Raw genomic sequence first — 13,451 nt, forward strand, 5'->3', positions numbered from 1 at the left:
GCCCCGGCTGCATCCCGTCGGCCGATCCGGTCGTGAAGAACAGTCCCGCCCACAGCTTCTTGAACACCCCCTGCGGGAAGAGCGAGTCCGCGAGGTTCCAGTACGTGATCTGCGGGGCGATCGCGTCGATCCGCGGGTCGTACCCGGCGGCGAGCAGCGAGACCGCCCCGCCGTACGAGGCGCCCGCGACGCCGACGCGCGGGTCGCCGTCCTGGTCGAGCCGCACTTCGGGCCGTTGCGCGAGCCAGTCGACGAGCCGCGACACGTCCTTGACCTCGTACTCGGGGTCGTTCAGCCCGATCTGCCCGCCCGAACGCCCGAAGCCGCGCGCCGACCAGGTCAGCACGGCGTACCCGTCGCGGGCCAGCCGCTCGGCCTGGGCGCGGACGTCGTCCTTGCTGCCGCCGAAACCGTGCGCGAGGAGCACGGCGGGGCGCCTGCCCGCGCCGCCCGCCGTGAAGTACGAGGTGTCGATGCCGGCGCCGGGCATCTCCACGACACGGTCCAGGCGGTGCACGGCGGGGGCCCCGCCGGACGCGGCGGCGGTCCACGTCCCGGCCCCCGCGACGACGGCGAGCGCGGCGGCCCCCGCGAGCAGGCGGGTCCGGCGCCGCCGGGGCAGCCGGGGCTTCGGCAGTGGGAGCTTCATACCGAAACCCTAGACGCCGGGCGCCCGCGCCCTGAGCGCCCCCGGGCGGAACCGTCCACCTCCGCAGGGAGTACCCGGCCGGCCCGGCATACCGCACCCGCGGTACACGGGCCCGACCTGCGCCGTACGCCGGGCGGCGGGAGGATGACGGCATGCTGCTCGCCGAGGTCGCGCGCGTGTCCCGGGAGGTCGCCGGGACCTCCGCCCGCTCGCACAAGACCGCCCTGCTCGCGGAGCTGTTCGCCGCCGCACCGCCGCAGGAGGCCGCACTGGTCATCTCCTACCTCTCCGGGCGCCTGCCGCAGGGCCGGCCGGGCATCGGCCGGCGCGCGCTCGCCCGCGAGGTCGAACCCGCCGCCGCGCCCGCCCTGACCGTCACCGCGGTCGACGCGGCGGTGACGGAGTTCGCCGCCGCCCGGGGCACGGGCGCCCAGGCCGAACGGCACCGGATCCTCGACTCCCTGCTCGGTGCGGCCACCGCGCCGGAGCAGCGGTTCCTGCGCAGCCTGCTCTCCGGGGAGGTCCGTCAGGGCGCCCTCGACGCGGTCGCCCTGGACGGGGCCGCCGCGGCCGCCGGGGTGCCCGCCGCCGCGCTGCGCCGGGCCGCGATGCTCGACGGCTCACTGGCCCGGGTGGCCGCCGCGGTACTGGCCGACGGTGCGGCGGCGCTGCGCGGGGTCACCCTGCGCGTCGGGCGGCCCGTGCAGCCGATGCTGGCGAACACCGCGAAGTCCGTGGCCGAGGCCCTGGCCGCGCTCGGGCCCTGCGCCGTGGAGGAGAAACTCGACGGGATCCGGGTGCAGGTGCACCGCGACGGGGACGACGTACGGGTGTACACGCGGTCCCTGGACGAGATCACCGACCGGCTGCCGGAGGTGGCGCAGCGGGCGCGGACGCTGCCGGGGGAGCGGTTCATCCTCGACGGCGAGGTGATCGGGCAGGCGCCGGACGGCCGGCCGGTGCCGTTCCAGGAGGTCGCGAGCCGCGTCGGATCCCGGACCGACGTCGAGACCGCCCGCAGGATGCTGCCCGTCGTCCCGTACTTCTTCGACGTCCTGGCGGCGGGGGACGAGGTGCTCCTCGACCTGCCGGTGCGCGAGCGGTACGCGGCGCTCGCCGCCCTCGTGCCCGAGGATTGGCGGGTCCGCCGGCTCGTCGTCGAGGACCCGTCGGGCCAGGAGGCCGCGGCCGAGGCCGAGGAGTTCTGGGCCGAGACCCTGCGGCGCGGCCACGAGGGCGTGATGGTCAAATCGCTGGACTCCGCCTACGCGGCCGGGCGGCGCGGCAGACACTGGCTCAAGGTGAAACCGGTGCACACCCTCGACCTGGTGGTGCTCGCCGTGGAACGGGGCCACGGCCGGCGCACCGGACTGCTGTCGAACCTGCACCTGGGGGCGCGGGCCGCCGACGGCTCGTACGCCATGCTCGGCAAGACCTTCAAGGGGCTCACCGACGACGTGCTGCGCTGGCAGAGCGAACGGCTGCGGGAGCTGGCGGTGGAGGACGACGGCTTCACCGTGCGGGTACGGCCCGAACTCGTCGTGGAGATCGCGTACGACGGCCTGCAGCGCTCCCCCCGCTACCCGGCCGGCGTCGCCCTGCGCTTCGCGCGCGTCCTGCGGTACCGCCCCGACAAGAGCGCGGACGAGGCGGACACGGTGGAAACGGTGCTCGCCGCACACCGGACCGACTAGGGACAGGACCCGGCCGCGGCGCGCTTTTGCCTCAGAGGCAAGGGAAATTGCCACGGAGGCAGGATTCTGGCTCAATCGGAGCATGACATCCGGTCCCGCCCCCGGCCCCGAAGGCCCCGACGAAGCGGTCGGCCCCGACGCCGGCGCCGACGAGCTGCCCTCCGTGGCGCCACAGCTGCGTGAGCTGCGGCGACGCGCCGGGCTCACCCTGGAGGCCGCCGCCGCGCGGGCCAGGCTCTCGCCGGCGCACCTGTCCCGGCTGGAGACCGGGCGGCGCCAGCCCTCGCTGCCGCTGCTGCTCGGACTCGCCCGCACCTACGGTACGACGGTCTCGGAACTGCTCGGCGAGACCCCCGCCGTCGCCGATCCCATCGTACGGGCCGGCGGTCCGGGTGCCCGCGAGGCCGACGGGTGGACGTACTGGCAGGCCGGCGGCTCCGGCCGCGGCATGCAGGCGCTGCGCGTGCACGTGCCGCACGGCCGGAGCCAGGGCGAGCTGGTCCGCGCCCACCCCGGCGAGGAATGGCTGTACGTCCTCAAGGGCCGGCTGCGGCTGCACCTGGCCGAGGCCGAGTACCTGCTGGAACCCGGCGACAGCGCGCACTTCGACTCGCTCACCCCGCACCGGATCGGCGCCGCCACCGCCGGCGGAGCCGACCTGCTGTTCGTCCACACCCTGCTGCAGAGCAGCCTCGCCGGACTGTGCCTCGGCGGCGGCGGTGCCGCCGGCGCGCCCGCACACCCCTAGCCCAGGAGCCCCACCATGAAGCTTCAGTCCAAGTTCCCGCGCGGCCTGCTGATCCGGCTGATCGCCTACTTGTTCGTCGGCCACCTCTTCGCCTTCTTCGTCTACCTCCTGTTCGTCCTGGGCGGCCAGAACCAGTAACGAACGCCGGTCCCGCGGCTCTGGAAACGTGCAGGTCCTGTCGCTACCCTCCGCGCATGATTTCCACGGTTGTCTGGGGTACCGGCAACGTCGGCCGTTTGGCCATCCGTGCCGTAGAGGCCCATCCGGCGCTGAAACTGGCCGCCGTCATCGTCCACGATCCCGCCAAAATCGGCCGCGACGCGGGCCGGCTCGGTGAACTCGACCACGACACCGGGGTCGTGGCCACCGACGACGTCGAGGCGGTCCTCGCCGCAGGCCCGCAGGCCGTCGTCTACGCGGCCTCCGGCGACACCCGCCCCGACGACGCCCTCGCCGACATCACCCGGGCCGTCCGGGCCGGCGCGGTCGTCGTCAGCCCCGCCCTCTACCCGCTGTACGACCACCGCAGCGCCCCGCCCGAGTTCCGCGATCCGGTGACGGCCGCCATCGCGGAGGGCGGCGGCTCCCTGTTCGCCTCCGGCGTCGACCCCGGCTGGGGCAACGACGTACTCCCGCTCCTGCTCAGCGGACTCGGCACCACCATCGACGCCATCCGCTGCCAGGAGATATTCGACTACTCCACCTACGACCAGCCGCACTCCGTCCGCTTCCTCGTCGGCATGGGCCGGCCGATGGACTTCGAGCCGATGATGCTCATGCCCTCCGTCCCGACCATGGTGTGGGGCGGGCAGATCCGCATGATGGCCCGGGCGCTGGGCGTCGAACTCGACGAGATCCGCGAGAGCGTGGACCGCCGTGCCCTCGACGCCACCGTGACCACCCGCTCGATGGGCGAGTTCGAGGCCGGTACGCAGGGCGCCATCCGCTTCGAGGTGCAGGGCATCGTCGAGGGCGAACCCCGCATCGTCATCGAGCACGTCACGCGCATCCACGCCTCCTGCGCCCCCGACTGGCCGTCGCCCCCCGACGGCGGCGACGGCGCCCACCGGGTGATCATCGAGGGCCGCCCGCACATCGAGGTCACCGTCGAGGCCACCGACGAGGGCGACAACCGCTCGGCCGGCGGGAACGCCACCGCCGTCGGCCGCCTGGTCGGCGCCATCGACTGGCTGGTGGAGGCCGAACCGGGCCTCTACGACGCCCTCGACGTCCCCCTGCGTCCCGCCACCGGCAAGCTCGGAAGGAAGAAGCCATGAGGATCGACATACCCGAAGGCCAGCACCCGATCGAGTACGTGTGGGGCGACATGGTCCCCGGGATCGGGATGGCCGCCGCGAACTTCTCCCTGTCGGTGTACGCCCACACCACCCTGGGGCTGCGCGAGTTCGAGGCCGCCCGGCTGCGCGTCGCGCAGATCAACGGGTGCGTGTTCTGCCTCGACTGGCGGACCGAGCGCGACGGGGAGAAGGTCGAGGAGGAGTTCTCCGACGCCGTCACCGAGTGGCGCACCACGGACCGGTTCGACGTACGGACCCGGCTCGCCGCGGAGTACGCGGAGCGCTACACGCTCGACCACCACAACCTCGACGAGGAGTTCTGGGAGCGGATGACCGCGCACTACAGCCAGCTGGAGATCGTGGAGCTCACGATGAGCATCGGGTCCTGGCTGGCCTTCGGCCGGCTCAACCACGTGCTCGGGCTCGACAGCGTGTGCGTACTGCCGGGCCCCTGAGGGGGCCGGGAGCGGCAACGGGTCCGGGGCCGGTCGGTGCGTCCGACGGCCCCGGGTGCGTACGGATCGCCTACAGGTCGGTGGCGATGATCTTCTCGATGTTGCGCTCGGCGAGCGCCGTGATGGTGACGAACGGGTTGACGCTGGTGTTGCCGGGGATCAGCGCGCCGTCGATCACGTACAGGCCCGTGTAGCCGTGCAGGCGGCCGTAGTTGTCGGTGGCCTTGTTCAGGACCGCACCGCCCAGCGGGTGGTAGGTGAGGTGGTCGCCCCAGATCTTGTTCGTGCCGAACAGGTCCGTCCGGTAGATCGTCCCCTCCTTGGAATTGATCTTGTCGAAGATGCTCTTGGCCATGTCGATGGACGGCTGCTTCCACGCCGTCTGCCAGTTCAGCTCGACGGTTGCGGACGCCGCGTCGTACGTGAACTCGGCGCGGTTCGGGTTCTTGGTGATCGACAGGTAGAACGAGGCGTACGTCTCGATCCCGGTCGGCAGCGGCGCCACCTCGGCGAAGGCCCCGCCCGCGTCCCAGTTGTCGATGCCGCCGCACGGGATGGACGCCTGGACCTTGCCGGTCGGGTCCCACAGGTGGTTGGCCCGGCCGCACATGACGTTGCCGTTGTCGCCCCAGCCCTTGCCGATCTCGCCGTTCAGGGCGGGGAGCCTGCCGGTGGCCTTGAGCCTCACGAGCAGTTTGCTGGTGCCGACGCTGCCGGCCGCGAAGAACACCTTGTCGGCGACGACGGTCTTCGTGGCGGTCGTGTCGCCCGTGGTGTTGATCTGGTCGATGACGACGGTGTAGCCGCCGCCGGCCGCGGGGGAGACGGAAGTGACCTTGTGCAGCGCGGAGATGGTGACCCTGCCGGTCGCCGCGGCCTGGGCGAGGTAGGTCTTCTGCAGCGACTTCTTGCCGTGGTTGTTGCCGTAGAGGATCTCCCCGGCCACCGCGGACTTGGGGACGGTCCCGGCCGCCTCCTGCTTCATGTAGTCCCAGTCGTACACGTCGGGGACGAAGACGAAGGGGAACCCGGAGCGCTGGGCGTGCTTGCGGCCGACGCGGGCGAACTGGTAGCAGTCGACCGTGTCGAACCAGGCCGGGTCGACCAGACCGACCCCGAGCCCGGCGTTGGCCCGCGGGTAGTAGGTGCTGTACATCTCCTCGGCGTCCACCGACGGGAGGATGGCCCCGAAGTTGGAGCGCTTGGGGGTGACCGCCATACCGCCGTTGACCAGTGAGCCGCCGCCGACGCCGCGGCCCTGGTAGACGATGATGCCGCCCATCTCCTCGGCGTCCAGGATCCCGGTGTAGCGGGGGATGTCCCTGTCGATCGGGAAGCCGAGGAAGTTGCTCAGGGGCTGCTTGGTCTTGGTCCGCAGCCAGTACGAGCGCTGGTCGGGGCTGGTCGTATTGCAGAAGATCTTGCCGTCGGGGCCCGGGGTGTCCCAGGCCATGCCCATTTCGATCATGTGGACGTCGACCCCGGCCTGGGCCAGCCGCAGGGCGGCCACCGACCCTCCGTAGCCGGTGCCGATCACCAGCGCCGGCACGTGCGCGCCGTCGTCGACGGGGCCGGCGCCGGCCGCCACCGCGGCCACGGCCCGCGCGTGGGCCGGGGTGATCTGACCGGCAAGGGCCGAAGCCCCGAGAATGGAACTTGTTCTTGCTATGAATCCACGGCGTGAAATTCCCTTGCTGCCTTTTCCGTGCAGGGCGTTGTCACCCATGTGACGTTCCTCACTCTTGGTGGAATGGGAACGAGTTCTACTGCCGGGCGCATGGGAAGTCACTACATACGTCTAGGTAACTTTCGGCCTGTCACGTCACAGGGGCGCCGGTGCCCGGGCGCCGGACCCACCCCAGCACCAGCAGGGACGCGACCGCCGCGAAGGCGCACCAGGTGGAGGCGAATTCCAGCCGCCACAGCGCTGAGCAGGCCAATGCCCCGGCGGCGAGCACCGCGCCGAGCACGCGCAGCCGCCGGTCGCCGGACAGCAGGAGGGCGCCCAGGGTGGCGAAGAAGTAGCCCGCCAGGACGAGCGGCGTCCACGGAACCTTCACGCCGTAGCCCAGGGTGTGGCCCCTGATCTCGGCGACGGCCGGCCGCGTCGCGAGGGCGTACGAGAGCACCGCGGCGGTGGCGACGCCCACGGCCGCCGGTGCCCACAGCCCGGGCCGGTCCGCCGCGGCGGCCGCGAGCAGGACCCCGAACGGCACCCACACCGGCAGCACCGGCAGCGCGATCACCACCCAGGCGGTGGTGGCCGGGCCGCAGCCGCCGCCCGCGCGCCACACGGCGGCCTCCACCAGCTGGTGGACGCCGAGCAGCAACGGCAGGGCGGCGACGGGCAGGTCGCGGGCCCGTCGTACGCGCGCCACGCACAGGACCCCGACGGCGGTGACGACCGCACCGGCCGTCAGATCGGCCGTGGCGTTCCAGCACATGGCGCGGTGGTCACGGCTCCGCCGTCCGCTCGGGTTCGAGCGGCGGGGAGGTCGTCGCGCAGTACGTGTGGCACTGCGGGTGGCAGCCCGCCCCGGGCACGGGGGTGCGTACGGTCGCCCAGGCCACGGCGGCGCCCACCAGCAGCAGTCCCGTGCACCACAGCATCGCCCGCCCGAAGGCGGCGTCGAACTCGGACGCCGAGCGGTAGGCGTCCGGCCCCATGCCGGCCAGCAGCGGCAGCGCCGCCACGGCCAGCAGGCCGGCCGCCCGCGCGGCCGCGTTGTTGATGCCGCTGGCCAGGCCCGCCCGGCCGGGGTCCACCGAGGACAGCACGGTCGCCGTCAGCGGCGCCACCAGGGCCACCATGCCCATGCCCATCACGACGAGCGCCGGCAGCACGTCCCGTACGTACGAGGCGTCCGGGCCCACCCGCAGCATCAGCAGCATCCCCGCCGCGCACAGCAGCGGCCCCACCGTCAGCGGGATCCGCGGCCCGATCCGCTCCCCGAGCGCCCCCGACCGGGCCGACAGCAGCAGCATCAGCGCGGTCGTCGGCAGCAGGGCGGCGCCCGCGGCCATCGCCGAGTAGCCGGAGACCACCTGGAGCTGGAGCACGACGAGGAAGAAGAACCCGCTGAAGGCCGCGTACACGAACAGGGTCACCAGGTTGACGGCGGTGAACTGCCGGGAGGCGAAGATGTCGGGCGGCATCATCGGGTCGGCCCGGTGCCGCTCCACGTACACGAACGCGGCGGACAGCAGCACGCCCCCGACCGCCGAGGCGATCACCAGCGGGGACCCGGACCGCGCCTCGATCAATGCGTACGTCAGCAGGGCGAGGGCCGCGGCGCCCAGGGCGGCGCCGAGCACGTCGAACCGCCCGTGCGCCTGCGGATCGCGCGATTCGGGTACGTGCCGCAGGGCGACGGGCGCGCACACCGCCGCCACCGGCACGTTCAGCAGGAACACCCAGCGCCAGCCGGGCCCGTCCACCAGCCAGCCCCCCAGGAACGGCCCCACGGCCGCGCCCACGCCGCCGAACCCCGACCACAGGCCCACGGCCCGGGCCCGGTCCCCGGCCGCGATCGAGCCCTGGATCAGCGCCAGCGAACCCGGTGTCAGCAGGGCCCCGCCGATCCCCTGGAGCGCCCGCGCGGCCACCAGGACCCCCGCGTTCGGCGCGATCCCGCACAGCAGCGAGGCGGCGGCGAACCACACCACCCCGAGGACGAAGATCCGCCGCCGCCCGAACCGGTCGCCGAGGGCGCCGCCGACGAGGATCAGCCCGGCCAGGGTGACCAGGTACGCGTTGACCGTCCACTGGAGCACGGCCAGATCGGCGCCGAGGTCCTCCCCGATGGTGGGCAGGGCGACGTTGACGACGGTGGAGTCGAGCAGGGCCATGCTCGACCCGAGCACGGTGGCCAGCACGATCCACCGGCCCCGGGCGGACGCGAGCGCGACACCGGGACCGGCCGGTACGCCCGCCGTGGTCCCCTGCGCCGGATCGGTCATGCCTTCAGGCTGGCCCGCCGTGCCGGGAAGGGCCACCCGGGCGCGGCAGAATACGGCGCATTAGGCCCTCTTGTAATGTGCATGACCCCTCCTTCACCATGACCGCGCACGTCACGCACGCCCTTCCCGCACAACCTGCACACGGCGTCCGAGGAGGACCACACGTGGCCCAACGCAACAGGCGACGATCCTTACGCGCGGCGCTCGCCGCTCTCACCACGGCCCTGCTCCTGCCCATCGGAGCGGGGGTCGCAGCGGCGGCGCCGGACCCCGGCCCCGCGCCCGGAGCGGCCGAGCGCAAGATCGAGCCGAAGCTCCGCGCCCAGCTCGACGACTCCGCCAAAGCCGTCTTCTGGGTCTACCTGGACAGCACCGCCGACCTCACGGCGGCGGATCGGCAGAAGACCCGCACGGCGAAGGCAGAAACGGTTCTGCGGACCAAGCGGGAACACGCCGCGCGCAGCCAGGCCGAGGTGATCAAGACCCTGGACGGCGCCAAGGCCGAGTACACCTCGTACTGGATCGTGAACGCCGTCCGCGTCGTCGGCAGCCAGAAACTCGCCGGGACGCTCGCGCAGCGCCCCGAGGTCGCCCGGATCGACGCCGACGACAAGGTCACCCTCCCCAAGCCCGCCGAGGGCAAGCGGGAGAAGGCCGCCGCCGACGCCGTCGAGTGGAACATCGACCGCATCAAGGCCCCGCAGGTCTGGGACCAGCTCGGCGTGCGCGGCGAGGGCATCGTCGTCGCCAACATCGACAGCGGCGTCGACTACACGCACCCGGCCGTGAACGGCCAGTACCGCGGCAAGAACGCGGACGGGTCGTACGACCACAACTACAACTGGTTCGATCCGGCCGGCGTCTGCCCCACCGCGGCCCCCTGCGACAACAACGACCACGGCACCCACACCATGGGCACCATGGTCGGCGACGACGGCGGCGCCAACAAGACCGGCGTGGCCCCCGGGGCCAAGTGGATCGCCGCCAAGGGCTGCGAGAGCAACTCCTGCTCCGAGGCCTCCCTCCTCGCCGCCGGCCAGTGGATCGTCGCCCCGACCGACCTCGCCGGCCACAACCCGCGCCCCGACCTGGCCCCGCACGTCGTCAACAACTCCTGGGGCAGCGCCACGCACGACGACTGGTACCGGCAGATCGTCGACACCTGGCGCGCGGCCGGCATCTTCCCCGCCTTCTCCAACGGGAACTCCGGTCCCGGCTGCGCCACCAGCGGATCGCCCGGCGACTACGCGAGCTCCTACAGCTCCGGCGCCTTCGACATCAACGGCGCGATCGCGTCGTTCTCCTCGCGCGGCGCGGGCCCCGGCGGCATCGTCAAGCCGAACATCGCCGCCCCCGGCGTGAACGTGCGCTCCTCCGTCCCCGGCGGCGGGTACGAGGCCTTCTCCGGCACTTCCATGGCCTCGCCGCACACCGCGGCCACCGTGGCCCTGCTCTGGTCCGCCGCACCCGCCCTCGAAGGCGACATCGCACAGACCGAGCAGCTGCTGGACGGCACCGCCCAGGACACCGACAACGGCCAGTGCGGCGGCACCGCCGCCGACAACAACGTGTTCGGCGAGGGCAAGCTCGACGCGTTCGCCGCCGTCTCGGGCGCCCCGCGCGGCGCCATCGGCTCCGTCTCCGGCACCGTCCGCTCCGCCGGCGCGCCGGTCGCCGGCGCCACGGTCACCGCCGCCGGCCCGATCGGCCGTACGACGACGACCGCGGCAGACGGCACCTACACCTTCCGCTCCCTGTCCGTCGGCGACTACACGCTGACGGTCTCCAAATTCGGCTACGACCGGCAGACGGCGACGGCGACGGTGACCGAGAACGCCACCGCCACCGGCGACTTCACCCTCACCCAGGCCCCCTCCGCCAAGCTCACCGGCACCGTCACCTCGGCCGCCGGACCCGCCGCGGGCGCCACCGTCACCGTCGCGGACACCCCGGTGACCGCGACCGCCGACGAGCAGGGCCGCTTCGAGGTCACCCTGCCGCACGGCACGTACGAGGTACGGGCAGCGCACTCCTCCCGCTGCGTCACCGGCGGCAGCGCCCGGACCACCGTCGCCGGCGACACGACGGTCGCGCTCACGCTGCCCGAGCGCACCGACGGATACGGCTACGCCTGCTCCACCCCGGGCGGCCGCCCGTACGCGGCCGGGGACCGGCAGCTCGCGCTGACCGGCGACAACACCACCGAGCGCGTCGACCTCCCCTTCCCGCTGCCGCTGTACGGCAAGACGTACGGGCAGGCCTGGATCGGGACCAACGGCACGGTCAGCTTCGGCGGCAACAACACCGGCGACATCAACGGTGACCTCCCGAGCACGGCCACGCCCAACGCGGCCCTGTACCCGTTCTGGGACGACCTGGTCGTCGGCGCGGCCGGCAGCGGCTCGGGCGTCTTCACCGCCGTCACCGGCACCGCCCCGCACCGGACGTACGTCATCGAGTGGCGCGACGTGGCCCACTGGTCGGCACAGGGCGACAAGTTCTCCTTCTCGGCGGCGATCAGCGAGGACGGCACCGTCGTCTACACCTACAAGGGGACGGGCGGCACCGGCATCAAGGGCGGCTCCTCGGCCACCGTCGGCGTGGAGAACGCGACCGGGACCGACGCCTTCGCGTACTCCTTCAACCAGGCCGGCATCACCGACGGGCTGGCCATCGCCTTCAGGACCACCAAGAGCGGCGTGGTCGCGGGCCGGATCCTCGACGCGAACGACGGCAAGGGCGTCGCGGGGGCCACGGTGACCGTCGGCTCCGGCGCCGAAGCCGTCACGGCCACCACCGGGGCGGACGGCGGCTACCTCCTGCAGGCCCGCGCCGGCAACAACTCCTACACGGTCCTGGCCGACATGTACACGGGGGTGACCAACGCCTTCACCGTGGAGCAGGGCGGCGTCACCGCCGTGGACCAGTCCCTGCGGACGGCGCGCGTCACCGCGTCCCAGCCCGCCCTGGAACTCGTCCTCCCGGCGGGCCAGAAGCGCACCCGCACCCTCGAACTCGCCAACACCGGCAGCCTCGACTCGCGGTTCACCGTGGCCGAGGACGCCGCCTGGCTGACGGCCACCCCCGACGCCGGAAACCTGGTGATCGGGGGCAAGGCCACCGTGAACCTGGCCGTCGACACCACGGGTCTGGCCGCCGGCTCGGTCCTCACGGCGAACCTGCGGATCAGTTCGGTGAGCGGCCGCAGCCCGGTCCTCACCGTCCCGGTCAAGGTCGTGGTCCCGCGCTACCAGGTGGCCCTGGACGCGGGCTCCGACTCCGCGGCCACGGACGCGCTCGGGGACGGCTGGTCCCCGGACCGCAAGTACACGGCCGGCTCCTACGGCTACCAGGGCAGCTCCTCGACGCACTCCACCGGGCGGACGATCGCCGGCACGGCCGATCAGAAGCTGTTCCGGGGCGCCCGCGAGGGCATGTACGAGTACCGCTTCGACAACGTCCCGAACGGCACCTACACCGTGGAGCTCGGCTTCGCGGAGCTGTCGTCGACGAAGCCGAACAAGCGGGTTTTCGACGTGATGGCCGAGGGCACGCAGGTACTGCCCTCGCTGGACATCGCGCTCGAGGCGGGCACGTACACCGCCCTGACCCGGACGTACACGGTCACGGTCACGGACGGCGTGCTCAACGTCCGCTTCGTCGCGCACGGGGGCTACGGCAAGCCGCTGCTGAACTCCCTGCGGGTGACGGACCGCCCCGACAAGAGCTGACGGGCACGGGCACCGGCTGACAGCGGGGGGCGGGACGCCGCAGGGCGCTCCGTCCCCCGCATGTCAGCGCAGGAATCCCCGGTCGCGGTCCGCGAAGGAGTCCCGCGGGGCGGCGGCGCGCAGGACCACGTCGAGGGCGCGCTGCGGATCGCACAGGTACGTGCCGCTGGCCCACGCGGCGTTGGCCTCGATCACCGACCAGCGGCCGTCCGACACCCCGACGTCGACGACGATCGCGGACGGGAGGGTGGCGAACGGCAGCCGCCCGGCGAAGGCCACCGCCTCGCGCGCCACCGGACCGAGGCTCAGCCGGCCGTCCTCGGCGTACCGGCTCGCGGTGTGCACGGCGCCGTCGAGGAGGTACGTCCGGTACTCGGCCGTGAACCGCGTGACATCGCTGACCAGCACCTCGGTCTCCGGATCCACCGCGTCCGGGCCGGGCAGGCGGGAGCCGTCCGCGTACACGAGGGCCGGGATCGACTTGTCGTTCGGCGACTTCACGAAGACCGGCCGGCGCAGCCCGTAGGCCTCGCGGATCGGGACCAGCCGCACCTCCCGGCCGGTGAACTCCCGCGGCAGCCGCGCCAGCCAGTCCGCCGGGGCCTCCAGCAGCCCGATCCCCAGCCGGGGCGCCACGGCGTCCGCGAACCCCGGCCCGGCGTGCAGGTGCGCGGCGCGCAGCCCGTCGGGCACGGCGAAGGACTCCAGCCGTACGGTGCCCAGCCCGCGCGCACGGGCGGCGTCCCGGAGCCGGGCGGCGGAGTCGGTGATGCGGGGCGGGAAGATCAGGTTCACCCGGGTGACCCTGCCAGGCGTCCCGGCGGACGGCACGCGGTTTTCCGGGCAGGGGCGGGCGGCGGGGGCGGCGGGCATTCGGGTGGCCCGGACCCAATCCGCACCGATTCGGGGCGCCGCG

General features: G+C 73.1%; 11 protein-coding genes. 6 read left to right on the forward strand and 5 right to left on the reverse strand.

The features are described 5' to 3' along the window. Nucleotides 1–649 (reverse strand): alpha/beta hydrolase (locus ACFXA3_RS17130; RefSeq protein WP_385187545.1); only part of this gene is annotated, 649 nt, incomplete at its 3' end. 152 nt (nucleotides 650–801) lie between these two features. Between ACFXA3_RS17130 and ACFXA3_RS17135 the strand changes: the two genes are divergently transcribed. From ACFXA3_RS17135 to ACFXA3_RS17155, 5 genes are all read left to right on the forward strand, one after another. Continuing rightward, nucleotides 802–2,343: an ATP-dependent DNA ligase gene (locus ACFXA3_RS17135; RefSeq protein ID WP_385187547.1), complete on the forward strand. Its 1,542-nt coding sequence runs from the start codon at nucleotides 802–804 to the stop codon at nucleotides 2,341–2,343. A gap of 82 nt (nucleotides 2,344–2,425) precedes the next feature. Next, the gene (locus ACFXA3_RS17140; RefSeq protein WP_385187549.1) at nucleotides 2,426–3,091 is read left to right on the forward strand and encodes a helix-turn-helix domain-containing protein; all 666 of its coding nucleotides are present in this window, start codon (nucleotides 2,426–2,428) and stop codon (nucleotides 3,089–3,091) included. Between the two features lie 15 nt (nucleotides 3,092–3,106). Continuing rightward, nucleotides 3,107–3,229, forward strand: a complete 123-nt coding sequence (locus tag ACFXA3_RS17145) for a DUF6126 family protein (protein WP_352213363.1) — start codon at nucleotides 3,107–3,109, stop codon at nucleotides 3,227–3,229. Between the two features lie 56 nt (nucleotides 3,230–3,285). Then, complete coding sequence (locus tag ACFXA3_RS17150; protein ID WP_385187552.1) at nucleotides 3,286–4,368, forward strand: dihydrodipicolinate reductase; 1,083 nt, start codon at nucleotides 3,286–3,288, stop codon at nucleotides 4,366–4,368. Then, a complete protein-coding gene (locus ACFXA3_RS17155; protein WP_385187553.1) occupies nucleotides 4,365–4,844 on the forward strand; it encodes a carboxymuconolactone decarboxylase family protein in 480 nt (159 codons plus the stop codon). Before ACFXA3_RS17150 ends, ACFXA3_RS17155 begins: the two co-directional genes overlap by 4 nt. A gap of 70 nt (nucleotides 4,845–4,914) precedes the next feature. Here ACFXA3_RS17155 and ACFXA3_RS17160 read toward each other — a convergent pair whose 3' ends face one another. The 3 genes from ACFXA3_RS17160 to ACFXA3_RS17170 form a co-directional block, all read right to left on the reverse strand. Continuing rightward, on the reverse strand, nucleotides 4,915–6,570 hold the full coding sequence (locus ACFXA3_RS17160) for a GMC oxidoreductase (protein ID WP_385187555.1): 1,656 nt from the start codon (nucleotides 6,568–6,570) through the stop codon (nucleotides 4,915–4,917). 91 nt (nucleotides 6,571–6,661) lie between these two features. Continuing rightward, entirely contained in the window at nucleotides 6,662–7,288 is a 627-nt protein-coding gene (locus ACFXA3_RS17165; RefSeq protein ID WP_385187557.1) for a DUF6629 family protein, read from the reverse strand. Between the two features lie 10 nt (nucleotides 7,289–7,298). After that, on the reverse strand, nucleotides 7,299–8,804 hold the full coding sequence (locus tag ACFXA3_RS17170; RefSeq protein WP_385187558.1) for an MFS transporter: 1,506 nt from the start codon (nucleotides 8,802–8,804) through the stop codon (nucleotides 7,299–7,301). 98 nt (nucleotides 8,805–8,902) lie between these two features. Here ACFXA3_RS17170 and ACFXA3_RS17175 point away from each other — a divergent pair, with 98 nt between their 5' ends. Beyond that, nucleotides 8,903–12,535, forward strand: coding sequence for a S8 family serine peptidase (locus ACFXA3_RS17175; protein ID WP_385187562.1), 3,633 nt, complete (start codon nucleotides 8,903–8,905; stop codon nucleotides 12,533–12,535). 63 nt (nucleotides 12,536–12,598) lie between these two features. On the opposite strand, the gene ACFXA3_RS17180 is transcribed toward ACFXA3_RS17175, so the two are convergent. Then, a complete protein-coding gene (locus ACFXA3_RS17180) occupies nucleotides 12,599–13,330 on the reverse strand; it encodes an ATP-grasp domain-containing protein (RefSeq protein WP_385187560.1) in 732 nt (243 codons plus the stop codon). Nucleotides 13,331–13,451 lie beyond the last annotated feature (121 nt).

It is taken from the genome of Streptomyces sp. NPDC059456, from assembly GCF_042750055.1.
Taxonomy (GTDB): domain Bacteria; phylum Actinomycetota; class Actinomycetes; order Streptomycetales; family Streptomycetaceae; genus Streptomyces.